The organism is Cytobacillus sp. FSL K6-0129, from assembly GCF_038007625.1.
Lineage (GTDB): Bacteria > Bacillota > Bacilli > Bacillales > Cytobacillaceae > Cytobacillus > Cytobacillus kochii.
In genome coordinates this window covers 2334189-2359470 of record NZ_JBBOXM010000001.1, presented here as the reverse complement: position 1 = coordinate 2359470, position 25282 = coordinate 2334189, and the positions used below count along the sequence as shown (strand labels likewise).

At 37.9% G+C, this 25282-nt stretch carries 24 protein-coding genes and 1 tRNA gene; 20 read left to right on the top strand and 5 right to left on the bottom strand.

Features of this window, described 5'->3' with window-relative positions:
- The first annotated feature begins 480 nt into the window (after window positions 1-480).
- From MHI57_RS11835 to MHI57_RS11755, 17 genes are all read left to right on the top strand, one after another.
- A complete protein-coding gene (locus MHI57_RS11835; RefSeq protein WP_095371878.1) occupies window positions 481-1662 on the top strand; it encodes an ATP phosphoribosyltransferase regulatory subunit in 1182 nt (393 codons plus the stop codon).
- Window positions 1659-2303, top strand: coding sequence for an ATP phosphoribosyltransferase (hisG, locus tag MHI57_RS11830; RefSeq protein WP_095371879.1), 645 nt, complete (start codon window positions 1659-1661; stop codon window positions 2301-2303). The genes MHI57_RS11835 and hisG overlap by 4 nt, the downstream gene beginning before the upstream one ends.
- Window positions 2304-2305: 2 nt before the next feature.
- Window positions 2306-3595, top strand: coding sequence for a histidinol dehydrogenase (hisD, locus tag MHI57_RS11825; RefSeq protein ID WP_340976468.1), 1290 nt, complete (start codon window positions 2306-2308; stop codon window positions 3593-3595).
- Window positions 3592-4179 carry an imidazoleglycerol-phosphate dehydratase HisB gene (gene hisB, locus MHI57_RS11820; protein ID WP_095371881.1) on the top strand — a complete coding sequence of 196 codons (588 nt, stop codon included), beginning with the start codon at window positions 3592-3594 and terminating at the stop codon, window positions 4177-4179. Before hisD ends, hisB begins: the two co-directional genes overlap by 4 nt.
- A complete protein-coding gene (gene hisH, locus MHI57_RS11815; protein ID WP_095371882.1) occupies window positions 4180-4818 on the top strand; it encodes an imidazole glycerol phosphate synthase subunit HisH in 639 nt (212 codons plus the stop codon).
- A complete protein-coding gene (gene hisA / locus MHI57_RS11810) occupies window positions 4815-5546 on the top strand; it encodes a 1-(5-phosphoribosyl)-5-[(5-phosphoribosylamino)methylideneamino]imidazole-4-carboxamide isomerase (RefSeq protein WP_307318843.1) in 732 nt (243 codons plus the stop codon). The genes hisH and hisA overlap by 4 nt, the downstream gene beginning before the upstream one ends.
- Window positions 5536-6294, top strand: coding sequence for an imidazole glycerol phosphate synthase subunit HisF (hisF, locus tag MHI57_RS11805; RefSeq protein ID WP_095371884.1), 759 nt, complete (start codon window positions 5536-5538; stop codon window positions 6292-6294). The genes hisA and hisF overlap by 11 nt, the downstream gene beginning before the upstream one ends.
- Window positions 6291-6929, top strand: coding sequence for a bifunctional phosphoribosyl-AMP cyclohydrolase/phosphoribosyl-ATP diphosphatase HisIE (hisIE, locus tag MHI57_RS11800; protein WP_095371885.1), 639 nt, complete (start codon window positions 6291-6293; stop codon window positions 6927-6929). The genes hisF and hisIE overlap by 4 nt, the downstream gene beginning before the upstream one ends.
- 429 nt (window positions 6930-7358) lie before the next feature.
- Window positions 7359-8855 (top strand): tetratricopeptide repeat protein, encoded by a 1497-nt coding sequence (locus MHI57_RS11795; protein ID WP_095371886.1) that lies wholly within the window; start codon window positions 7359-7361, stop codon window positions 8853-8855.
- A 93-nt stretch (window positions 8856-8948) separates the two neighbouring features.
- A complete protein-coding gene (gene trxB / locus MHI57_RS11790; protein WP_095371887.1) occupies window positions 8949-9902 on the top strand; it encodes a thioredoxin-disulfide reductase in 954 nt (317 codons plus the stop codon).
- A gap of 207 nt (window positions 9903-10109) precedes the next feature.
- Window positions 10110-10979 carry a hypothetical protein gene (locus MHI57_RS11785; protein ID WP_340976459.1) on the top strand — a complete coding sequence of 290 codons (870 nt, stop codon included), beginning with the start codon at window positions 10110-10112 and terminating at the stop codon, window positions 10977-10979.
- The gene (locus MHI57_RS11780) at window positions 10976-11350 is read left to right on the top strand and encodes a hypothetical protein (protein ID WP_340976457.1); all 375 of its coding nucleotides are present in this window, start codon (window positions 10976-10978) and stop codon (window positions 11348-11350) included. Before MHI57_RS11785 ends, MHI57_RS11780 begins: the two co-directional genes overlap by 4 nt.
- A 252-nt stretch (window positions 11351-11602) precedes the next feature.
- Complete coding sequence (locus tag MHI57_RS11775; RefSeq protein ID WP_095371889.1) at window positions 11603-12061, top strand: NUDIX hydrolase; 459 nt, start codon at window positions 11603-11605, stop codon at window positions 12059-12061.
- Window positions 12062-12086: 25 nt separating this feature from the next.
- Window positions 12087-12977: an RNase adapter RapZ gene (gene rapZ, locus MHI57_RS11770; protein WP_095371890.1), complete on the top strand. Its 891-nt coding sequence runs from the start codon at window positions 12087-12089 to the stop codon at window positions 12975-12977.
- The gene (locus MHI57_RS11765; protein WP_095371891.1) at window positions 12974-13942 is read left to right on the top strand and encodes a gluconeogenesis factor YvcK family protein; all 969 of its coding nucleotides are present in this window, start codon (window positions 12974-12976) and stop codon (window positions 13940-13942) included. The genes rapZ and MHI57_RS11765 overlap by 4 nt, the downstream gene beginning before the upstream one ends.
- A gap of 27 nt (window positions 13943-13969) precedes the next feature.
- Window positions 13970-14917 (top strand): DNA-binding protein WhiA, encoded by a 948-nt coding sequence (whiA, locus tag MHI57_RS11760; protein WP_095371892.1) that lies wholly within the window; start codon window positions 13970-13972, stop codon window positions 14915-14917.
- 20 nt (window positions 14918-14937) lie between these two features.
- Complete coding sequence (locus MHI57_RS11755) at window positions 14938-15201, top strand: HPr family phosphocarrier protein (protein WP_095371893.1); 264 nt, start codon at window positions 14938-14940, stop codon at window positions 15199-15201.
- Window positions 15202-15599: 398 nt separating this feature from the next.
- On the opposite strand, the gene clpP is transcribed toward MHI57_RS11755, so the two are convergent.
- Window positions 15600-16199, bottom strand: coding sequence for an ATP-dependent Clp endopeptidase proteolytic subunit ClpP (gene clpP, locus MHI57_RS11750; protein ID WP_095371895.1), 600 nt, complete (start codon window positions 16197-16199; stop codon window positions 15600-15602).
- Window positions 16200-16487: 288 nt separating this feature from the next.
- Here clpP and MHI57_RS11745 point away from each other — a divergent pair.
- Window positions 16488-16559 (top strand) — tRNA-Arg (locus tag MHI57_RS11745).
- A gap of 441 nt (window positions 16560-17000) precedes the next feature.
- Here the strand turns inward: MHI57_RS11745 and MHI57_RS11740 are convergent.
- The 4 genes from MHI57_RS11740 to MHI57_RS11725 form a co-directional block, all read right to left on the bottom strand.
- Window positions 17001-17462, bottom strand: coding sequence for a hypothetical protein (locus MHI57_RS11740; RefSeq protein ID WP_340976453.1), 462 nt, complete (start codon window positions 17460-17462; stop codon window positions 17001-17003).
- A 108-nt stretch (window positions 17463-17570) separates the two neighbouring features.
- Window positions 17571-18428, bottom strand: a complete 858-nt coding sequence (locus MHI57_RS11735; protein ID WP_307317816.1) for a manganese catalase family protein — start codon at window positions 18426-18428, stop codon at window positions 17571-17573.
- 643 nt (window positions 18429-19071) lie between these two features.
- Window positions 19072-19326: a YueH family protein gene (locus MHI57_RS11730; RefSeq protein WP_095371897.1), complete on the bottom strand. Its 255-nt coding sequence runs from the start codon at window positions 19324-19326 to the stop codon at window positions 19072-19074.
- 201 nt (window positions 19327-19527) lie between these two features.
- Window positions 19528-19980, bottom strand: a complete 453-nt coding sequence (locus MHI57_RS11725) for a hypothetical protein (RefSeq protein WP_095371898.1) — start codon at window positions 19978-19980, stop codon at window positions 19528-19530.
- Between the two features lie 241 nt (window positions 19981-20221).
- Here MHI57_RS11725 and MHI57_RS11720 point away from each other — a divergent pair, with 241 nt between their 5' ends.
- Together MHI57_RS11720 and MHI57_RS11715 are read left to right on the top strand one after the other, a co-directional pair.
- A complete protein-coding gene (locus tag MHI57_RS11720; protein ID WP_340976450.1) occupies window positions 20222-20446 on the top strand; it encodes a hypothetical protein in 225 nt (74 codons plus the stop codon).
- Window positions 20447-20839: 393 nt separating this feature from the next.
- Window positions 20840-25036: a S8 family serine peptidase gene (locus MHI57_RS11715; RefSeq protein WP_307317811.1), complete on the top strand. Its 4197-nt coding sequence runs from the start codon at window positions 20840-20842 to the stop codon at window positions 25034-25036.
- Window positions 25037-25282 lie beyond the last annotated feature (246 nt).

Genomic DNA, 25282 nt, shown 5'->3' with positions numbered 1-25282 from the left:
ATTTTTACGGAGAGATTCAGCACCAAGGTGCCATGCTATCACATGACATGAAGATTCACCAGTTTCGTGAGGTCGCTCGAAGCTGAGAGCAACGCAAAAGAGAAATTCCTACTGACCGTTTAGATTATCGTAAATAAGGACCTGATTCTCTCGTCCCCCTTTTTAGCAATGAAACGAGCTTTTGCACTCCTCCTGTTTTATTTTCTCACACCTGCCCCTCTAAAGATAAGGACGTCGAACAAAAGTAGAACCAGAACCCTCCATTATCGTAAACGCCCTGAAGTTGTGATATGCCAACAGGCGGAATCATTACATCCCCCATTAGAATATTTTAGATTACATCCCTTTGTTGTGGATTTCTTTCATTTTTCTCAAAATTAAGTGTTTAGGGTTGACGTTTAAAGGTGAGAAGCGTACACTACTAAGTAACTTCAATTTATTAGCATGGTAGCGAACTAAAGTAAAAATGAGGTGAACGGGTTGAGTCGGTTATTTATGTTTGAAAAGCCTTTAGGCATGAGGGATACATTGCCTAATCTATATATGATGAAAGAAGAAGTACGGGTGACAATGGCCAATGAAATGAAACGCTGGGGCTATCAATTTATTGAAACTCCTACGTTGGAATATTACGAGACAGTTGGTACAGCTTCAGCTATTCTCGATACACAATTGTTTAAACTGCTGGATCATGAGGGACATACACTTGTACTAAGACCAGATATGACAGCCCCTATTGCTCGTGTGGCTGCGTCTAAGTTATTAAAGGAAAAGTTGCCACAGCGTTTAGCTTATTCAGCTAATGTGTTTCGGGCACAACAGCGAGAAGGTGGACGGCCGGCAGAATTTGAGCAAATCGGTGTCGAATGTATTGGTGATCCAACAGTTAGTGCGGATGGAGAGTGCTTAGGATTAATATCCTCCGCTCTAATGAAAACAGGATTGGAGCAGTTCCAGATTTCCGTTGGTCATATTGCCTTTGTAAGGAGTTTTTTCCAAGAGATACTCGGTACAGATGAAAGAGTGGAGCAATTGATGCGATTCCTCTATGAGAAAAATTATGTTGGTTATCGTGTACATGTAGATCAGCTATCATTGTCATCTATTGATAAACAAAGGTTAAAACAGTTTCTAAAATTAAGAGGCGGACCAGAAGTCATTAAGGAAGCAGAAGACTTATTAGAGTGTAACGCAGGCGTTGAAGCGTTAAATGAATTGAAAACCTTATGGGGAATAATAGCTGACTATCAACAGGATGCCCTCATAAAATTAGACCTAACATTAGTCAGTCATATGAGTTATTACACAGGTATTGTTTATGAAGTGTATGCAGGTAATGTTGGTTTTCCAATTGGCAGCGGTGGGCGGTATGATTTATTACTAGAAAAGTTTGGGAAAGCCAAAAGTGCAACTGGCTTTGCCATTCGATTAGATCATTTACTTGAATCGTTAGACAAACCATTTGAACAACCACCTCTTTCCTGTATTGTGTTTAGTTTAGAAAGAAGGAAAGAAGCTTTTATGTTAGCTGAACAGCAACGACTTGAAGGGAAGAAAGTCGTTTTGCAAGATATTAATGGCGTAGAAGATATTGATGCTTGTTCAGCACTTTATGAAGATATCACTTATTTAGTTGGTAAACAGAAGGAGGGATCGCGATGAAGGATTGGTTAACAGTTGCGATGCCAAAAGGAAGAATTTTTACTGAGGCAGTGGAGATGTTGAGAATGGCTGGCTTCGAGTTGCCTCCTGAATTCGATGATTCGCGGAAATTAATTATCGATGTACCTGAAGAGTGTTTCCGCTTTATTTTAGCTAAACCGATGGATGTGCCCACATATGTGGAATATGGTGTTGCCGATCTTGGAATAGCCGGGAAAGATGTCATGCTTGAAGAAGAACGTGATGTATATGAATTGCTTGATCTACAGATTAGTGCTTGCTATTTAGCAGTTGCTGGCTTGCCTCATACGCAAATGAATGATGTCGCACCGAAAATCGCTACGAAATACCCGAATGTAGCAGCAGCGTATTTCCGTGAACAAGGCGAGCAAGTCGAGATTATTAAATTGAACGGTTCGATTGAATTGGCACCGCTTATTGGTTTAGCTGATCGGATTGTTGACATTGTTTCTACAGGAAGAACCTTAAAAGAAAATGGATTAATAGAATATGAAGACATCGTCAATATTACATCAAGGCTCATCGTCAATCCGGTTAGTTACCGCATGAAAGACGCACGTATAAGTGATGTGGTTGAGAGACTGACAGAAGTGATCGAGCAGGAAAAGGTGGTTAAGTAAAGGTGGACATATTAAAAGTAACAAACGACCTTTCTATTAAGCGTTCCATAGACGGTGGTACAGAAGAACAAAGGCAAACAGTAAAGGAAATCATAGCAGCTGTACGTCAAGAAGGTGATCAAGCGGTCATTCGTTATACAGAAAAATTTGATGGGATTCTATTAGATGATTATCAAGTGAAAGCAGCAGAAATAGACCAAGCTTATAAAGAATTATCTAAAGAAACCATTTCAATTATAAAAGAAGCAGCAGAAAATATAAGAAACTATCATATGAAGCAATTGCAAAATTCATGGATGACGACTGAAGTCGATGGCACCTTGCTCGGACAAAAAATAACGCCGCTTGATTCTGTTGGTGTATACGTGCCTGGTGGGAAAGCTGCTTATCCATCTTCTGTGTTAATGAATGTTTTGCCGGCAAAAGTAGCAGGAGTAGAAAGAATTGTGATGGTTTCTCCTGTAGAGCGTAAAACAGGAAAAATACCAGCTGCTGTCCTTGTTGCAGCGAATATTGCCGGGGTAACAGATATATATAAAGTAGGTGGAGCTCAAGCGGTAGCTGCACTTGCCTATGGTACAGAGACAATCGCACCAGTGGATAAAATAACAGGCCCAGGTAATATTTACGTCGCATTGGCGAAGAGAGAAGTGTATGGTGAGGTCGATATCGATATGATTGCTGGACCAAGTGAAATTGCTATTCTTGCTGATGACTCAGCAATTCCAACTGAAGTAGCAGCAGACTTATTATCACAAGCAGAACATGATGAAATGGCTTGTAGCATCCTTGTTACGAATAGCGAACAACTCGCTAACGAAGTTGCCATCGAGGTGGAAGAACAGTTAGCTACTCTACCAAAATACGATATTGCCAGCCACTCGATTCAACAATTTGGTCGTATTTATGTGACAGAGACGATAGAAGAATCGATAGCAGTGATTAATACAATTGCTCCTGAACATTTGGAGGTTTTAACAGTCAATCCATTATCACTTTTAGGAGCTATCCGCCATGCAGGTGCAATATTCTTAGGTAGATATAGCCCTGAGCCTGTTGGTGATTATTTTGCTGGTCCTAATCATGTCTTACCAACTAACGGCACAGCAAGATTTTCAAGCCCGTTGAATGTGGATGATTTTCGAAAAAAATCGAGCATTATTTACTACAGTGAAAGTAGATTTACAGCAAATGCGGAAAAAATCGCTTCATTTGCAAGACTAGAAGGTTTAGAAGCTCATGCAAGATCGATTGAAAAAAGACTCCAAAGTGAAAGGAAAGAAGGGAAATGACAAGAACGGCTGAGTTGCAAAGAAAGACTAATGAAACAGAAATTCAACTATCACTCAATATTGATGGAGAAGGAACAAGTGATTTGGAGACAGGCGTTCCTTTTATGACACATATGCTTGATTTATTTGCTAAGCATGGGCAATTCGATTTAACGATTGATGCAAAAGGCGATGTCGAAATTGATGATCACCACACGACAGAGGATATAGGGATTTGTCTCGGGCAGGCATTGCGAGAGAGTCTTGGTGAAAAAAGAGGAATTAAAAGGTACGGCAATGCCTTTGTTCCGATGGATGAAGCGCTAGCACAAGTGGTTGTCGACTTAAGTAATCGACCACATTTGGAAATGCGTGCTATCTTTCCTAATCAAAAGGTAGGTACATTTGATACCGAACTAGTGCATGAATTCTTATGGAAATTCGCACTTGAGGCGAGAATGAATCTTCATGTGATCGTTCACTATGGTCAGAATACCCATCATATGATTGAAGCAGTCTTTAAGGCACTAGGTCGAGCCTTAGATGAAGCAACAACGATTGATCCAAGAATAAAAGGCATTCCTTCCACGAAAGGGATGTTATAAATGATTGCGATCATTGATTATGGAATGGGAAATTTATTCAGTGTCAGTAAAGCACTGGAAAGGTTAGGCGAACCTTATCTTATTACAAATAAAAAGGATGAGATTCTTTTAGCCGATGGTGTGATTGTCCCTGGAGTTGGAGCAATTAGTGATGCCATGCGACTTTTAAATGAGACGGGTATAGCAGATGTTCTCAGAGACTATGCAGCTAGTGGTAAACCAATATTAGGCATTTGCCTAGGGATGCAATTACTGTTTGAAGCAAGTGAAGAAAACGGTGGATGCCGTGGATTGGGATTGCTTCCTGGAACGGTTGTGAAAATACCTGGTGTAACAAATCAAGGTGAAATGTATAAAGTCCCGCATATGGGCTGGAACTTATTACAGTTACGACGACAATCACCGATTTTAAAGGATGTCGAAGAGGGGTTTGCATATTTTGTTCATTCTTATTATGTAACAACAAAGACAGATGAAATTATTTTGGCCGATAGCTTATATGATGTTTGTGTCCCAGCAGTTGTAGGAAAAAATAATGTCTTTGGTACTCAATTTCATCCGGAAAAAAGCAGTATGACTGGCATGAAAATCTTAGAAAACTTTACAGTGCTTGTATCAGAAGGGGTGAGTTTAAAATGAGTCTGACCATCTATCCTGCGATTGATATGCGGGGCGGGAAATGTGTTCGTTTATTACAAGGCGACTACGATAAGGAAACGGTATACGGGGACTCTCCTTTTGATATGGCAAAAACCTTTGTAGAAGATGGGGCTAGCTGGGTGCATATGGTGGACCTCGACGGAGCAAAAGCCGGTAAACCGGAGAACGATCGTTATGTCATTCAAGCAGCAAAGCAGTTAAATGCAAATATCCAAATTGGTGGCGGTATTCGGACCGAGGAAGATATACATTTTTATCTAGATGCTGGGGTCTCAAGAGTAATTATCGGCAGTGTAGCCATTTCAAACCCTAAATTTGCTATTGAAATGATTAAGAAGTATAAAGAGCGTATTGTTATTGGTTTAGATGCTAAAGACGGTTTTGTTGCAACAAATGGCTGGTTGAATACATCACAAGCAACCGCAGTTGAGGTAGGCAAACAATTCGCTGACGTCGGTTGCGAAACGTTTATTTTTACAGATATTGCTACAGATGGTACGTTATCTGGGCCGAATATTATAGCAACTGTCCAATTAGCACAAGCGACAGGAAAAGAGGTCATCGCTTCTGGTGGAGTCAGTTCTCTTGCTGATTTAAAATTAATTAACCAAGCAGGTATTCCTGGAGCTATTGTAGGTAAAGCCATCTATGAGGGGCGTTTTACTGTGAAGGAAGCATTGGAAGGGGGGACTTTTCGTGCTTACTAAACGAATTATTCCTTGTCTCGATGTAAAAGAAGGAAGGGTCGTAAAGGGTATCCAATTTGTTCAATTAAGAGATGCAGGTGACCCGGTGGAATTAGCACGTTTTTATGACGAGCAAGGAGCAGATGAACTTGTATTTCTTGATATCTCTGCTTCACATGAGGGAAGAAAAACAATGGTTGATGTTGTTCAAGCAGTAGCGGCAGAACTAGCCATCCCTTTTACAGTTGGTGGTGGTATTCATACACTTGATGATATGAAGAAGATTCTTCGAGCGGGTGCAGATAAAGTCTCATTAAATACGGCAGCTGTCAATCGGCCAGAGTTAATTACAGAAGGTGCTGATTTTTTTGGGGCACAATGTATGGTTGTCGCTGTCGATGCTAAGTACGATCAAGATTGCGGTACATGGGTTGTTTATACACATGGTGGAAGAGTAAAAACAGAGTGGAAAGTGCTTGATTGGGTTAAAGAAGCTGTGCGAAGAGGTGCTGGTGAAATTCTTCTCACAAGCATGGACTGTGATGGTGAAAAGAAAGGCTTTGATATTGCCTTAACAAAAGCTGTAAGTACGGCAGTAACTGTTCCTGTCATTGCTTCAGGAGGTGCAGGGGGAGCTAGTCATTTTTCTGATATATTCCTTGAAGGTAAGGCAGATGCAGCCCTCGCTGCTTCTATTTTTCATTATAAAGAAACTTCCGTCGCAGAAGTGAAGGCATATATAAAAGATAAGGGAGTGTATGTAAGATGATTGATCAAGTGCAATTTAATGATCAAGGCCTTGTGCCAGCAATTATCCAAGATAGTGAAACGAAAGAAGTCTTAACGCTTGCGTACATGAATAAAGAATCTTTAGCAAAGACGATTGAAACAGGGGAAACTTGGTTTTTCAGCCGTTCACGCAAAGAACTTTGGCATAAAGGTGAAACCAGTGGTCACACGCAAAAGGTCGTAGAAATGAAGTGGGATTGTGATCAGGATGCCATTTTAGTACAGGTCTTACCAAATGGTGTTGCCTGCCATAAAGGAGAAGTTAGCTGCTTTCATGAAACGATTTATACGGGGGAAGAGCAAGCTGAAATTGCAGATTATCAAATTCTAAAACGGTTGGAAGAAGTTATTGCTGAGCGCGAGCAGGCACGTCCTGAAGGAGCTTATACGACCTATTTATTCGAGAGTGGTGTCGACAAAATATTGAAGAAAGTCGGTGAAGAATCTGCAGAAGTAATCATTGCAGCTAAAAATCGTGATCGTGAAGAACTTAAATGGGAATCTGCGGATTTACTTTACCATTTAATGGTGCTTTTACGTGAACAAGAACTGCCTTTTGCCGAAGTATTAAACGTCTTGAATAAAAGGCATGAAGAGAAGAAGCCAGTTTCATAAATGATAGAATGGGACGATTTCTGTGAATAGAAATCGTCTTTTTTGAGTGCGCCTGGTGTTGGGGGTTTTTAAGATGAGTTTAATCGGGCAAGAAGGACGGTCAAATAGTATTTCTCCACTTTTAAATTAGCAAAATATACCTCAATTATATGCACATACAAAACTTATTCTGTCTCGTATTATCTTCTCGTTCAATTTATATGAATGCTAATTAAAGAGTGATGTTCGAGAAATCCGTGCGCTTTACTAGCATGTTACACTTTCTTAATAAAAAAATCATAAAATAGTCACATTTTTGAAAGTGTTGATTTTTTAAGCTGAGTTAGATAATCATGCTATCATTAGTTTTTTCCTTATCTTGTCACCCCCTTCTCGAGCGATTAGTCGTATGTTATACTCAATTAGTTAATATATTTTATGGAGGATTCCATGCGTAAAGACTCTAAAGCAAGAGACAATAAAGGAAAAATTTTATCATTTATCCCTACGGGTGAGTATTATTTTTCAAAAGGCATTAAAGCTTACCACCGCAGGGATTTTCATAGAGCGAAGAAGTACCTCCAACGTGCGATGCATTTAGAGCCAGGCGAACCGATGATTGTTTGTCAGTTGGCAGTGGTGCATGCCGAAATGGGAGAATATCAAGATTCTAATCAGCTACTCCGATTAATATTAGAGGAATTAGATGAAGAGATGATTGAATGCCACTATTTTTTAGCTAATAACTATGCACATTTAGGCTTTTTCAAAGACGCATACCATCATGCTACATTATATATAGAACTAGATCCAGAAGGCGAGTTTGTTGAAGATACAGAAGAGTTGTTGGAGCTCCTTACGTTAGAGGATGACGATCTAAACGAACATCTATATGAGCAGGACGACTTAATGGTCAAACAAGAACAAGCAAGGGAGTTACTTGAGACCGGTTATTTTCCAAAAGCTGTGGAACTGCTCAATGGTGTCATTGAAGAGTACCCAGAATATTGGTCGGCTTATAATAATCTAGCCCTAGCTTATTTTTATCTAGGCGAAACAGATAAAGCCTCGGATGTGTTGAAACAAGTATTTAAAGACAATCCGGGGAATTTGCATGCCCTTTGTAATAAGCTTGTTTTTGCTTTTTACGAAAACGACTTTAAAGAGGTGCGAGCGCTAAAGGATGCTTTATTAAAAGTACATCCAATCTCTGTTGAGCATCAATTTAAATTAGGGGCAACGTTAGCACTTATAGGGGAATATGATAAAGCATATGCATGGCTCGGTCGTCTCTATAAACTAGGGTTTAATGGGGACGCGTCTTTTTACTACTGGCTCGCATACGCTGCCTATCATACTGGTAAAGAGTCAGTGGCTCAAGTGGCGTGGAGAAGGGCTGTTGAATTAAATCCGGAAAAAGAAGGATTGGAGCCTTGGAGCGATACCTCAAAAAGTGCTCAAGGATTCGAGGATCATGTTTCTTCTATTCAACAAAGGCTAGAAAGTGACTATCCAGAAGAACGACTGTTTGCCTTGTTTTTAACAGCAGTTTCAGGTAAAAAAGAACAATTACTAGAATCTGACCGTTTAAAAGGAAATAGGAAGTTCTCTGCGTTAGAGAGGGATTATTTAGCTTATCTAAAATTTGGTGAGGCATCTCAAGATACCTCTACAGCGCATGATATAGCTGGATTGCTTTATGAAAATTACTCACCTGTTGGGGCAAAAGAAGCAAGTTTGTATTTAATGTGGTTTTCTGCGTATTTACAGTTAACCCAAGCTGGCGTGACGATTAAAAATCCTCATGCATATGCCGGTGCAATCACTTACTCTTGGCATAAGCTAAGAAATGAGACTGTATCACAAGCAACAATTGCAAAAAATTTCGGAATCTCTACCTCAACTTTAAGAAAATATTTGCGATTATTGAATGAATACCTTCGTTGAGCAAAAACTTGGACGTTTTCCTATAAATTTTATAGGATAAAACCAAGAAGGTCATAATAGAACAGAAGGCTTCAAGACAAAGGAGTGGGAATGATGGCTGAAGAAAAAATTTACGATGTCATTATTGCAGGAGCAGGTCCAGCAGGAATGACCGCGGCAGTATATACATCTCGTGCAAATTTATCAACATTAATGCTTGAACGCGGGGTACCAGGCGGACAAATGGCGAATACAGAAGAAGTGGAAAACTATCCAGGGTTTGATCATATTCTTGGACCTGAACTTTCTACAAAAATGTTCGATCATGCGAAAAAATTTGGTGCAGAATATGCATATGGAGATATTAAAGAAATCATCGATGGCAAGGAATATAAAACAATCATTGCTGGATCTAAAGAATACAAAGCACGTGCGGTTATTATTACAACAGGTGCAGAATATAAAAAACTAGGTATTCCTGGTGAAAAAGAGCTAGGCGGCCGCGGTGTTTCTTATTGTGCGGTTTGTGATGGTGCGTTCTTTAAAGAAAGAGAACTAGTAGTTATTGGTGGAGGCGACTCTGCCGTTGAAGAAGGTGTTTACTTAACACGATTTGCAAGTAAAGTAACCATCATTCACCGTCGTGATAAATTACGTGCACAACAAATCTTACAACAACGTGCCTTTGATAATGATAAAATTGATTTCATTTGGAACCATACAGTGAAAGAAGTCAACGATAAGGACGGAAAAGTAGGCAGTGTCACGATTGTATCTACAGAAACAGGTGAAGAAAAAGAATTCAAAGCGGATGGCGTGTTCGTTTACATTGGAATGAATCCACTATCGAAACCATTTGCAAGCCTTGGTATTACGAATGAAGAAGGCTATATCGTAACCAATGACCAAATGGAAACGAATGTCCCTGGTATCTTCGCTGCTGGAGATATTCGTGAAAAAACATTGCGTCAAATCGTTACCGCAACAGGCGATGGTAGCATTGCCGCTCAAGCTGCTCAGCATTATATTGAAGAGCTTGAAGAAAGTCTAAAAACAGCTACAAATTAATGAACAAGGGCATCATAATCCAACTTTATTCATCATTTACAAAAAGTCATTTCGTTTTAACTCTACTGTAACCTGGGTGAAACAAATTTCGGTTATGATAATAATAGAAATTGACCCCCTTTTAAAGATATATTCCTTTTACAGCACAGGTAGCTCCTGTGCTCTTTTTTTTGGTTTTTGAGCAAATGAGGAAAAGGCTCATTCAGAATGAAAAAAAGAAGTGAGAGCGAAGCAAAGTGGGTTAGCGAGTCATTCAGAATGAAAATCACGAATGAGAGCGAAGCAAAAGAGAATTGCGCATCACTCAACATAAGAAAAAGAAGTGAGAGCGAAGCAAAGTGGGTTAGCGAGTCACTCAGAATGAAAATCACGAGTGAGAACGAAGCAAAAGAGAATTGCGCATCACTCAGAATGAAAATTACGAATGAGAGCGAAGCAAAAGTGAATTGCTCATCACTCAGAATGAAAATCACGAGTGAGAGCGAAGCAAAAGAGATTTGTGCGTCACTCAGAATGAAAATCACGAATGAGAGCGAAGCAAAAGAGATTTGCACATCACTCAGAATGAAAATTACGAATGAGAGCGAAGCAAAAGTGAATTGCTCATCACTCAGAATGAAAATCACGAATGAGAGCGAAGCAAAAGAGATTTGCACATCACTCAGAATGAAAATTACGAATGAGAGCGAAGCAAAAGTGAATTGCTCATCACTCAGAATGAAAATCACGAGTGAGAGCGAAGCAAAAGAGATTTGTGCGTCACTCAGAATGAAAATCACGAATGAGAGCGAAGCAAAAGAGATTTGCACATCACTCAGAATGAGAAAAAGAAGTGAGAGCGAAGCAAAGTGGGTTAGCGAGTCATTCAGAATGAAAATCACGAATGAGAGCGAAGCAAAAGTGAATTGCGAGTCACTCAGAATGAAAATCACGAGTGAGAGCGAAGCAAAAGAGATTTGCGCATCACTCAACATAAGAAAAAGAAGTGAGAGCGAAGCAAAGTGGGTTAGCGAGTCACTCAGAATGAAAATCACGAATGAGAGCGAAGCAAAAGAAATTGCGCGTCACTCAGAATGAGAAAAAGAAGTGAGAGGGGAGCAAAGTGGGTTAGCGCTTCATTCAGAATGGAAATCACGAATGAGAGCGGAGTAAAAGAGAATTGCGCATCACTCAGAATGAAAATCACGAATGAGAGCGAAGCAAAAGAGATTTGCACATCACTCAGAATGAGAAAAAGAAGTGAGAGCGAAGCAAAAGAGATTTGCACGGCACTCAGAATAAGAAATAGAAGTGAGAGCAAAGCAAAAGAGGTTTGCGCGTCACTCAGAATGAGAAAAAGAAGTGAGAGCGAAGCAAAAGAGGTTTGCGCATCACTCAGAATGAGAAAAAGAAGTGAGAGCGAAGCAAAGTGGGTTAGCGAATCACTCAGAAGAAAAAGCCCAAAGTAGAGCGAAGCAAAATTCTTTTTTTCACAAGACGGATGTAGCACACCGGTTGGATATTATAATAATGGATATACACTTACTATAAAGAAGTCTAGGCAATTTGCTTAGGGAGAAGTATCATGTTCAACCTGTATCGTTGTAGCGCTATGACAAAAATAGTATAATATAATGATAAATACTATGCTTTCATTCATTAGAGTATTTAGGTTAATCTGTTCTCTAATAATGAGTGGCACGAAGTAAGAGGTGAATAGGATGCAGCGGGTCACAAACTGCGTATTATTAAAAGATGATCAAGTATTGTTGCTACAAAAGCCACGCCGTGGATGGTGGGTTGCACCGGGCGGAAAGATGGAGCCAGGTGAATCGGTGCGTGACTCTTGTATCAGAGAATATAGAGAAGAAACGGGGATTTACTTAAGGAATCCAAACATAAAAGGGATTTTTACTTTCATTATGAAGGATGGAGATCAAGTACTTTCTGAATGGATGATGTTTACCTTTTTTGCTACAGATGCGGACGGATTAAATGTAGATGAGTCAGAAGAAGGAAAATTGCGATGGGTCGAAGTGGACAAAGTGAAGGATTTACCAATGGCTGCAGGAGATCATCATATTCTTGAATATATGATTAATGGCAATCGCATGATTTACGGTACATTTACTTATACACCTGACTTTGAATTAATTAGTTACCGCTTAGATCCAAGCTAAAAATGAATACAGGGGGAAGCGAGAAATGAGTTCGGTAGCAGCAAAAGAAACACAAATGGTCATTATTACAGGGATGTCTGGCGCAGGTAAAACAGTGGCGATTCAAAGCTTCGAAGATTTAGGCTTTTTTTGTGTAGATAATTTACCACCGACCTTATTACCGAAATTTCTTGAACTGATGAAGGATTCAGGGAATAAGATGAATAAGGTTGCGCTTGTGATGGATTTACGTGGCCGTGAGTTTTTTGAGCATCTTTTCAAGGCGTTAGATGATTTAGCAGATACGTCATGGGTCACACCAGAAATTCTTTTTCTTGATGCGGATGATGCAACCCTTGTAAGTAGATATAAAGAAACGCGTCGCTCTCATCCATTAGCGCCATCAGGTTTGCCAATGGAAGGCATCAAGTTGGAAAGAGAATTATTAGATGATCTAAAGGGTCGAGCGCAGATTATCTATAAGACATCTAATATGAAGCCGCGTGAATTAAGAGAAAAGATACTCCACGAGTTTTCTGTTAATAAACAATCCATTTTCACTGTAAATGTGATGTCATTTGGTTTTAAACATGGATTACCAATTGATGCCGATCTTGTATTTGATGTTCGCTTCTTGCCAAATCCGCATTATATTGAGCATATGCGTCCGAAAACAGGCTTGGATGAAGAAGTGTCTAACTATGTTTTGAAATGGAACGAAACAAATAAATTTTTAGAAAAGGTCACGGATTTACTAGCATTTATGCTCCCGCATTATAAGCGTGAAGGAAAATCACAACTTGTTATCGCGATTGGATGTACGGGTGGACAGCATCGATCAGTAGCACTAACCGAGTATATCGCTAACCATTTTAAGGAAGACTACAACACTCGCATCACTCACCGTGACATTGAGAGGAGAAGGCAAACAACATGAATAGAAAGCCGAGGGTCGTCATCATTGGCGGTGGAACAGGGTTGCCAGTTTTATTAAGAGGATTAAAAAAATATCCCCTTGATTTAACAGCCATTGTCACAGTTGCTGATGATGGTGGTAGCTCTGGTAGGTTGAGAGAAGAATTAAATATCCCACCTCCAGGAGATATTCGAAATGTTTTGGCAGCGTTATCAGATGTGGAACCCCTTGTAGAAGAAATGTTCCAGCATCGTTTTAAAACGTCCAATGAATTATCGGGTCATTCTTTAGGTAATCTGATTCTAGCAGCGATGACTTCTATTACTGGTGACTTTGTTCATGCGATTCAAGAGATGAGTAAAGTATTAAATGTTAATGGGAGAGTCTTACCTGCAGCTGAAAAGAGTGTTGTATTACATGCAGAAATGGAAGATGGCAGTATTGTATCAGGAGAATCCAAAATCCCTTACTCTGGCAAGAAGATTAAGAAAGTATTTTTGACTCCTGAGAAGGTAAGTCCGCTTTCGGAAACGATTGAAGCTATTCGAGAGGCTGATCTCATTATCATTGGTCCTGGTAGCCTGTACACAAGCATACTTCCTAATCTACTTGTACCGTCTGTAGGTAAGGAAGTGTGCCGTTCTCATGCAAAAAAACTGTATATCTGTAATTTAATGACGCAGGCAGGGGAAACTTTGGACTATCGTGCGAGTGACCACGTACAGGCAATATTTGATCATATGGCTGAGCCATGTTTAGATTTGATTCTTGTCAATCATGAAGAAATTCCAGAAGATATTCAAGAGCGTTATGAAGAGGAACGAGCGAAGCCTGTCTATTATGACCGTGATCGATTAGTCGAACAAGGCTTGGAAGTGCTACAGGGTGAGATTGTTAGCCTTGAAAAAGGGGCAATTCGTCATAACACGAATGAAGTCGCTAAAAAGATTTATCAATTAATTGTAAATGATATAATGAAAAACTAGTATTTGTCTGGTTAGGGGGGAGAAGGTATGTCTTTTGCTTCGGAAACGAAAAAAGAATTAACGAACTTGGAGACAAAGGATTGTTGCGGAAAGGCAGAATTATCCGCTTTGATTCGTATGAACGGATCTCTCTCTTTTTCAAATAAAATGTTAATTGTAGATATTCAAACGGAGAATGCAGCGATTGCCAGAAGAATCTATACGCTGATCAAAAGGAATTATGATGTGCAAGTTGAGCTGCTTGTTCGAAAGAAAATGAGACTTAAGAAAAATAACGTGTATATTGTTAGACTAATGGAGCAAGCACAAAAGATTCTTGATGATCTGCATATTATTAGTGCTGGCTTTCAATTTATCCATGATATCTCAATGGATTTAATTAAAAAGAAATGCTGCAAACGTGCTTATCTAAGAGGGGCTTTTTTAGCAGGGGGATCTGTCAATAACCCTGAAACCTCTTCCTATCATTTAGAAATTGCTTCAATGTATAAGGAGCATAATGACGCCTTGTCGAAATTAATGAATACTTTTGGGTTGAATAGTAAAACATTGGAAAGAAAGAAAGGTTTTATTACCTACTTAAAAGAGGCGGAAAAAATTACAGAATTCCTTAATATTATTGGGGCTCATAGCGCGCTTTTACGATTTGAAGATATCCGCATTGTTAGAGATATGCGAAATTCAGTTAATCGCTTGGTCAATTGTGAAACAGCCAATTTAAATAAAACAATTGGTGCTGCCTTAAGACAAGTTGAAAACATAAGATATATTGAGAGTACCGTTGGACTAAAGGTGTTACCAGAGAAATTACGCGAAATTGCTGAATTGCGTGTTACGTATCAAGATGTGACTTTAAAGGAACTTGGAGAAATGGTCTCTGGTGGCACGATAAGCAAATCGGGTATCAATCATCGCCTAAGAAAAATTGATGAAATTGCAGAAAAAATTAAAACAGGGCAATGGAAGGAATCTTAAAGTTTTTTGGAGGTTAGGACATGGTAGAAAGACAAGTGGAAGTCAAAATTAAATCAGGCTTACAGGCGCGCCCTGCTGCAAAGTTAGTGCAGGAAGCCAATCGCTTCACAGCAGATCTCTTTATCGAAAAAGGCGGAAAAAAAGTAAATGCCAAAAGTATCATGGGATTAATGAGCCTATCTCTAAGTGCTGGTTCCACCGTAACCCTCCTCGCTGAAGGCAGCGATGAAACCGAAGCCTTAAATAAACTGACTGCACTCCTACAAGAGGACATTGTTTCATAATCTGTATAATACACGAATAACCTGCGCACCCCCATTGCTAGATGCTTCTACCAATGGGGGTGCGTTTCATTGTCCTCAACCAACTTGCATCGATATGATAGGGGCAAGTGGTTTGGTTGAGATGGAAAAACACAAAGAAGCCGGAGCAAAGAGGAATTGTGCAGCTAACTAGATAGAAAATCACAAAAGAAGACCGAACAGATCAATTTTTCCTCATATCGGTTACGATTGCCACTCAAAACTAATGCGAAATTGCCACTCTACAAATCACCCTATTTCTACTTTTTTTATCTCACCGTTTTTCGTTCACCTCCCAGTCGATCTAACAACTATTAATTCATAGCAAACAAAAAGCCATCAGCAAATGAAATGCTGATGGCTTTTGTTATTTGTGATGCTTATTTTTTCTCTTCTGGTGTATTGTTTGTAATGATTTTGTCGATAAGACCATATTCTAGTGCTCTTTCTGCAGTCATGAAGTTATCACGATCTGTGTCTTTAGAAATAACATCTAAAGGTTGACCAGTGCGTTCAGCTAGAATTTGGTTCAATTTTTCACGTAAGAATAGGATGCGTTTAGCAGCAATCTCGATTTCAGTTGCTTGCCCTTGAGCGCCACCTAGTGGTTGGTGAATCATGACTTCACTGTTTGGAAGCGCAAAACGTTTCCCTTTTTCACCAGCTGCTAGTAAGAATGCACCCATGGATGCAGCCATACCAGTACAGATTGTTGAAACATTTGGTTTGATGTATTGCATCGTATCATAGATAGCCATACCAGCAGTGATACTTCCACCTGGGCTATTAATATAAAGCGTGATGTCCTTTTCAGGATTATCTGCTTCTAAGAATAATAGCTGAGCCACGATTGAGTTTGCCACATTATCGTCAATCGCACTGCCTAACATGATAATGCGATCTTTTAATAGGCGAGAGTAAATGTCATAAGCGCGTTCCCCTCGGTTTGTTTGTTCGATTACTGTAGGGATTAAGTTCATTTCCAATTCCTCCTTTAAAGGTCAAAAAAGTTTTGGAAAGGTATTTTATACCTCGCCATTGGTAAATGTATGTAGTTTCATCATACATGGTTGGTCAATTAAGGTCAAACGAATCGCTTGATTATTTCAAGAGAATTATTCGACATTTTTTTCTAAGTTGATTTCCTCGTATCCATGATACCCACAAATTTTTGCTTTTAAACAACGAATGCTTGCATATAAAGGGTTTTTCCCATATAATTAATATTCGTAACACCAAGAAAAACGTGTTCCTACATAATAAAAAATGCCCTCGTGGTGCAACGGATAGCACGTAAGATTCCGGTTCTTAAAATGGGGGTTCGATTCCCTCCGAGGGCGCTACATGCTTAAAATATAAGAAATGATGGGAGATTTTTAATTTTAGTTCGACTTTTGTCCGACGAAGTTAAAAATCTCCTATTTTATTTACCCTAATCGGAAGTTCATAAATCGATTATCCCTTAATTATTCTTAATATTCCTACATATAGATTATCGCTAATGCTTAAAAGAAGGTTAGTTTTAATATTTGAGGTGAAAAAAAGATAATTGAAGGAAAGGAAAGTTTAAGAGTCATTACAATATGTTTTCTAGAAGTCACCAATCTCAGGAGCAATTCTCAAAGTTAAAGAATGAAGTTATACATAAGCTAACTACCAGAAAAAAGATGGTCAAAAGGGAAAGAGCCCCATGGCATGTTTATCTAAATAAAATACAATCATGTAATAACTAATTATTTAAGCTACGATGAAAAAGTGTGCAATAGCCTTATACTAAATCCTTAATTTTCCATTGGTTCTACCTCAATGTATTTTTGGAAGCCATAATTCAAAAGAGCAAGGAAATAGTAAAGGACAAGTATTCCAGTTCGTGTGAATTTTTTGAGTTTAAAGTGCCCAATCTTTTCGAAAAGAGGAGTTAAGAGATAGGCAAAAATAACATCCATAATTAAATTAATAGTAGCATATAAGGGGAATTTGCCATAAGTAAAGTGAAACACCCATAAATTTATCGTGAAGAATGGTCCTAAAATAAATGCTAATGCATCAAATAACATAAATTTATAACCACCTTTTACTTTCCACCAATTAAATATTGGACTTAACATTTCGACAATGAGTAAAAGAAGTGAGCAAAATAATGTCACTGGTAAAAATCTTTTAAACGAATTTTTAGGTAGAAAAATAATAACGATTGCCCATAATACAATTGCATTAAATATTCTAAAAAAATTAGCAAGCATTCACTTCACCTCTATTTTCCTTTAGATTATGTGGGTGTTAACTAATTTATACAGGTTTAGTGTTTTGAACGAAATTATCGAAAACAAATAAATAGAGCCTAAAAGGCCCTAATTATCTAAATCATATAAACCTGGTGCATGTTCATTTGGCATATCCGGCATTGTTGGCACGGGAAACCCTTTAGGTGGTTCAGTCACTGAAAGGTCCCCACCATTTCTACTAGGTGTTGTTCCAGTGAATACTTCCCCAATAAGTGTATCATCTAAACGGAAATTAAATTGAGCGTTGTGAAAGCCCATATCAACATATTTCTTACATTCAGGATATTTATTCAAGTCGTAGTTAGGAACAGGGAAGACTTTTCCCCAATCAACTCCTAATGTTTCTAATGCCTTTGCAAAAGCATTTTGATGCGCATTATCTCTAACCATAAGAAAAGCTACTGTTTCTCTTAGAGTTTTATTACTGCTCATCTCATAAATTCTTGATTTTTGAAGTACACCAGTTGATTCTAAAGAAACATTATTGATTAAATTTGCTACTAAGTTACCGTGGTCATAAACCCAGGAACCATTCCAAGGGTTACCTCCTGCATCAACTGGTAAGGATGCTTTAGCACCTATAATGAAATGATGGGGATTTGCGCCATCTTGAATAACATCATCTAACGGAGCATTATCAAATGCTTGGTTACCTGGGCTAGAACCACCAGCACCATTTAAAAGTTGATTTATTGTCGATTGTACTAATTCTATATGACTAAGCTCTTCTATAAATACCCCTCTTAATAGGTCTCGATATTTTTTTGCTTTTCCTCTGAAGTTGGCACTTTGAAATGAATATTGCATCATTGTACGTATTTCTCCAAATTGTCCACCTAGCGCTTCTTGAAGCACCTTGGCTGCATGTGGATCTGGTTTATCAGGAACAATCATATTAATTAAATCTTCTTTGTAAAAATACATGAATGTATTCCTCCGTTTTTGAGTTGTAAATTCTAATAATAAATCTATTTTGTGTTAAAAAAATCGTTTTATCCATTTATCCATTTAAAAAGCGCATCTGGGGAGAAATCTTTCTTTGTGAAATTAAGGCTTTAGCCCGCATTTTTAAAAAAACTAACAATCAAAACACAAAATGTGAACAAAAAAGAAGAGTCATGCTTTGACTCTTCTTTAAATGAAATTCCGATGAAACTACTCTTTTTATGCGATTTTATCATGGAGAAAGGGTGAGTAAAGAAAAGGACAGTGAGCGTGAGGTATGCACTCTGTGAAGGGATCATTGGTTGGCAAACCAATGTAACCATTGTATTTTATGTTCAATCATCTTAATGCTGGGGTTAAATAATGATGTTTCATCAAAAAGGTTGAAAATTCATTTATAAATCTATAAGAACGCTAAAGAGAAACATTACAACAAAGATATTTATGTACATGGCTGCTATAACTATGCCATAATGAATTTTTTTAAAAAGGAATAATGAAGTTGGAGCTAGTAATCCCCCGAAAATGAGCATGCCGAATATTTCATTTGAATAGAAGAAAATAATCACCTACAGACAATTTTCTACTTAGTGTATTTAATTGATAAATTTTTATACGAAGGTTAACGAAATATGTTTAATTCAGTAAGCTTGGACAGTCTATAGGCTAGCTCGTATGAATTGCCTTCATAAAGGTGAAATGAGAGTGAATCATTGAGGTATTCCACTTTTTGTTGGAATTCCTCTAAACAGCCTATTTGTGCTGACCAATGGAGATCAGGAATAGAGACAATATATTTTTCTTCTGGAGTTTTAATAATGTATACATTTGAGTGTCTTTCTCCTAATAAATGCATTTTTTCTTGAAGATATTTCATCTATTCTACACCTCAACTTCTCCATTTATTAAAAGTATTATATAAATGAAAAGGAGACAAAGAAAGCAATATCTATTAGAAACACTGAAAAGGAGACTAAAGGCTCTAGGGAAAAAGTCTACAATAATGGGAATCGTTAACTTCTTCAGTATGAATTAATAAAAGAAGAGCCGATGGGCTCTATAAACCTTGATTAACTTCTCATTTGTATGGATCAATATACTGCCACTTTTGAAATAAGTAAATGAGTGAAGCACAAATAATACAAGTGATAAAAATGATGATATGGATAGAATCATCCATTTTATAAATCCCGAAATATTCATAAAGGTTCATGATACCAAAAGAAAAGACTGCATCGCTAATTGTATTAATTGTTATATAAATCCAAAAGTTACCAAATGTAAAGTATAGAAATATAGTAGGTAAGACTATGTATAAGCCGTAGACAAAAGGAGTTGTATTAGTTAATGGGAAAATGGTTTGCACAACTTCAACTAGATGATATCTTTGATATAGTTGAAATACTATTGTTAAAAGCAGGGCACTTACTAATCCACCGGGAATGAAGGACTTTACCCTTTTAGTATCTAAAAAAAGGAGAAAGAACCAAGGTAGAATCAACATAGTCCACAAGAAAATATGGGTAAACATTCAACTATACCTCCAATAAGTAGATAATTATACTCTTACCGATAACACCTTAGTCTATGCATAAAAAGTCGGGAATCGCCGGAACCCTTAAATGAGTTGAGATGAGAAAAATTCTCGAATAATTTGTTCTGCAAACAATAAAAATAGGTTTCTAAATTTTATAATAAAAAATTTAAAAAGAGGTGATTGTATGAGATAAAAATTATTAAGTATTCAACTTCCTGATAGATATGAAGAAAATTTGTTTGAATATATTCCTACACTAGATGGTGTTCCAGAGTTAATTGATTACTTAAACCTCGGATACTCCAAAAACCAATACAAAAAAATGACATCATTAGTCGCAATTGAAAGTATGAAATTTAATTTAATTGAAGCAAAAAAAGACAATGCTCTTTCAAAGGAGGAAGTGGAAAAAGGAAATAAATTGATTGTAGAAGCGATTGAAAGATATAACTCAATATAAAGCACAAAATAATCTTAATAAGATAAGTACTAGAAAACAAAAAACAATCATACAGCCATTTAGCGCCGGAAAGTTATAGTAAAGCTGAAACTGTTCCTTTTCAGCTGTCTTTAGCAATTCTCATGTATACATCTTCATAAAAACTAGAACTAGCATATCTCAAGTTAGATGTGTTTTTTTTGTTGGGGTAATTCCGTCAAACATCTCACTAAAAAACGCAAGGAGCCGCAAAAAAAAAACCGAAAATGGTCCGTTTGTTTTCTTTTTTCGACAAATTCTTCGCTTTTTTGTACCGAAGTACCTAAAAATATTACCCCAATTTACAAGTAATAACTTCACAACCTATCATTAAATTATAAAAATAATAAATTTTCAAAAAATAGGGGTGGAGTTATGAAGTTTAAAAAGCTAAAGCCGTTACTTACGTTGACGATGGCTGCTGGTATGATATTTTCGTTCAGTGTACCTAGTCATTCAATGGCAGCTGAGAATGATAAGTTCAATATGAAACAGATTGAATCTATGCTCAGTGGTTTATCCAAAGAAGAAAGAGCGACTTTGAATGAATTAAATGCGTCACCAACATTTACAATTTCTCCAGATATTAAGCAGGATAGTGCAGAATTAGTTTCTGTTATTGTTGAATTTAAAACACTTCCAGCAAAAGTGGCTGTTAAACAGCAACTTTTATTAGGTAAGCAAAAAGCGGTTAATAATGCAGAACAGCAAGTTGAGGCTTCTCATAAATCCTTTTCAACATTTATATCCTCAATGAAAAAGAAAAAATCTATTGATAAGTTTGATGCCAATAAGCTTGAGATCATTCATGAATACAAACACGCTTTTAATGGGGTATCAATGACTTTACCTGGTACGGCTGTTCAATCATTACTTGCCTCTGATGAAGTAAAAAGAATATGGAGTAACAAAGAAATCAAATTAGATTTACCTAGTGAAGATGAGAAGGTTAGTCCGAAAATGGCTGATAGTGTACCTCAAATTGGGGTTGATCAATTGCATGATGAAAAGATTAAGGGAGAAGGCATTAAAGTCGGTGTAATCGATACAGGAATTGATTATAACCATCCTGATTTAATGGATGCTTATAAAGGATATCGCTATACCGATGGCGAGAATCCTGCTGAGGTAGAGCCATCTTCAGTTAAAGGCTGGGATTTTGTTGATAATGATGCTGACCCAATGGAAACAACCTATGAAGATTGGGTTGGAAATGATGAAGGGTATCCTGAAGAATACGGTGGAGCGACTTATTATACATCTCATGGCACTCACGTATCAGGAACGATAGCAGCAAACCCTGATAACACTGTAGATTATGCTGTAACTGGGGTAGCACCAGAAGTTGACTTATATAATTATAGAGTGCTAGGTCCATACGGATCTGGAAGTAACGAAGATGTTATGGCTGGTATTGATAAAGCAGTTGCAGATGAAATGGATGTAATGAATTTATCACTCGGAACTTCTGTCAATGACCCACTAGACCCGACCTCTATTGCGATAAACCAAGCGATGCTTTCTGGGGTTGTTGCGGTAGTGGCTGCAGGAAATGCAGGTCCAGATGAAAAAACACTCGGTTCACCTGGTACAGCTGCTTTAGGTATTACTGTAGGGGCAAGTGACTCCGATATGAGTATCCCGACTTTAGATGTAACCGTTAAAGGCCAAAAACTATCCTTAATGTTACTAGCGAAGAATTTTTCTGATAAGTTGGCATTATTAGAAGGTAAAGAGTTACCGATTGTTGAAGCTGGGATTGGCCAAGAGACGGATTTCCAAGGGTTAGATGTGAAAGGGAAAATCGCATTAATTGAAAGAGGCACTTTGACCTTTGATGAGAAAATTAAACATGCGAAAGATGCAGGAGCAATAGCTGTTATTATCTATAACAATGAAGAAGGGCAAATCCCATCCTACTTGGGAGAAGGAAGTGAATATCTCCCATCTTTCCGCCTGTCAAAAGAAGATGGAGAGAAATTGAAAGCGAGTGGAGTCAATAAAATCACTTTAACAAATCTTGATGAAACGACAACAGAGGGAGATCATTTAGCTGACTTTAGTTCAAGAGGTCCGGTGAATGGAAACTATGATATTAAACCAGACGTTGTGGCGCCAGGGGTAGCGATATTTTCGACGATTCCAGAGTATATCAATAGTCCTGAAGAAGGAGTCGCATATGACAATGCCTATGCTAGAATGCAAGGAACGTCGATGGCAACACCTCATGTAGCAGGTGTAGCAGCATTGATTCTTCAAGAAAATGAAGCTTATGACCCTTTCGAAGTGAAGGAAGTATTGATGAATAACTCAGTCGACCTGAATGGCGATTATTCAGTGAATGAAGTTGGAGCAGGAAGAATCAATGCCTATGCATCTGTACATGCTGAAACGACAATTAAAGTACTTGATGAAACGGAAATGATGGAGGGAGAAGGTACCGTTGTTATAGATGAAGAGACAGCTTCTATAGCATTTGGTAGGGATTATTTACGTGATGATGGTGAAGCGATTAACCACTCTAAAGATATAGTAATCAAAAATAGCGGTAAGAAAAAATCTTATGACCTTACAGTAGAGTTTAATCAATCGATTGATGGGGTTGAAAATGCAAAAGAAAATAAGGTCACTTTAAAAACGAAGAAGTCTGTTACAGTCGGTAAAGGGAAAGAAAAAACGCTAAACGCCACCATCAATGTACCAGCGAATGCGAAGCCGGGTGCATATGAAGGCTATATTCGTATAAATAATCAAGCGGATGCCCAAGAGAAATATCAAATTCCTTTTTCCATCTTTGTTACAGATAAAGGAATTGATTCTTTTGAAACGGATCGACCAACACTAGCGAATGATGTTGGGTTTTGGCAAAACTACTATCCAATTATTAACGGATTATTTACTTTGAAAAGTCCAATGGAAAGCATCGACGTGATCGTGAAAGATAGTCAGTCAGGTGAGGCACTCGGATATATTGGTTCGTTAAATGCTGAGAATATGATGCCAGATCGAGAATATTTCTTGCTGTATATGTTTACAGGAGCAATGTTGCCATTTACGAAAGACCCTAATCAGCCAATTGCTGAAGAATACGTAAAATTACCAGAGGGAGACTATGAAATAGTCATTTTAGCGAAGGATGATAGTGGAAAAACGTATACAGTTGACGCACCAGCAATCATTGACAATACCGCACCTGAGATTGAGTGGGATCACGAGCCCGGTGTGTATGAACTGAATGACTCGATGTTTACAGTCGAGGATGGGGAAGAGGCATTTTATGTTCATGGTAAAGTAGAAGATGAAACAATCGGACTATTAAATGAAAAAGGTTTACCGTACGATCAATCATCTAATACGATGTATTTTGACACTTCTAAATACGCTTATTTTGCAAGGACATTCCCGATTGATGCAGAAGGAAATGTGAAATTTGGCATTGAAAAAAGTGATATTGAAAATCAAGAGTTATATTTACGGTTAGCCACTTCCGATTTAGCGACAGCTGTTAAGATGGAGAACTATATTTTTGTGAAGGAAGGAACTCCATATGTTTCCGCTAGTTATGATAAGGAAGCGATAAAGAAAAAAGACAATATTACAATGACTCTTTCGCTAAACAATGTTCAAGATATGATGTCAGGGGAATGGCAAGTGAGTTTCCAACATGACTTATATGATTTCAAAAAGGCAAATTTGACGAAAGAGATAGAGCAATACACAAAACAAAAGGGCATTAAAGTGGATTTAGCTAAACCGGTAGTAGAAAAAAGTGATATTTGGAATAGTACGGTTACATTAAGTAGTGCTCTATCTGGAAAAGCTTTTGATGGGCTAGATGGGGATATGCCATTAATTGATGTGACATTTAAGTTGAAAGATGATGCTTATTATGGTAAAACAAGTAGCTTTGAAGTAGTAAATGGAAAGTATACACCAAAAGACGAGCAACAAGTTGATATTCCTTATTATAGTGTCGATTCATTTGATGTGATTTCTAAACATACGACTGTTGCAGGCTCAGTGAACTTAGAAGCTTTTAATAGTGAGGAAGGATATTTTAACCGCGTTGGAGAAGCAAACGATTTAGGTATTAAAGTGTATGCTCAAACACGTTCAGGTAAGAATTATAAAGGTACGCTGGATGATCATGGACAATTCACTGTAAAAGGAATTCCAGCGAGCAGTCAGGATTATACGTTAGTTATTGAAGCACCAGGCCACCTAAAGAGCGCCACAACTTTTGTGCCTGGTAAGAAAATCGATGGCGAACTCTTTGGTCAACATCAAACCATCCGTCCAAAACTAGGATTAGCCGGTGATGTGAATGGCGATAAGGTCATTGATATAAAAGACATTCGAAAAATTGTTGATGCATATGGAGATGAAGATACCTCGAAGAAGAAAGAAGATATTAATCAAGACGGAATTGTCGATGAATTAGACATAAGAATAACAGAAAAGAATTTCTTAACGAAAGGTCCTGATGCTGAATCGAAACAACCAAAAGAAAAAATCGGTAACAAAGACCTTGAATATTTCCTTCGATTAATTGGTTTAACACCAATTGAATAGTTATAGCTTTCGACAGATAGATACGAATCCTATCGATACGAACTAATTGAACTGCCCCCTGTTAAATAGTCAGTGGAAATAATAAAAACAGTCTAAGCGGCTTTAGCTCTATATTCTTTAGGGCTAAGGCCGCTTAATCGTTTCTGTTTTGCCCCTTATTAGGTTATTTTTTTCGAAAAAAGTTTCATGGTTTACTCTACCGTATAAAACATGGTCCTCCTAGTTTGTCTATTACTTTTCCGTCAT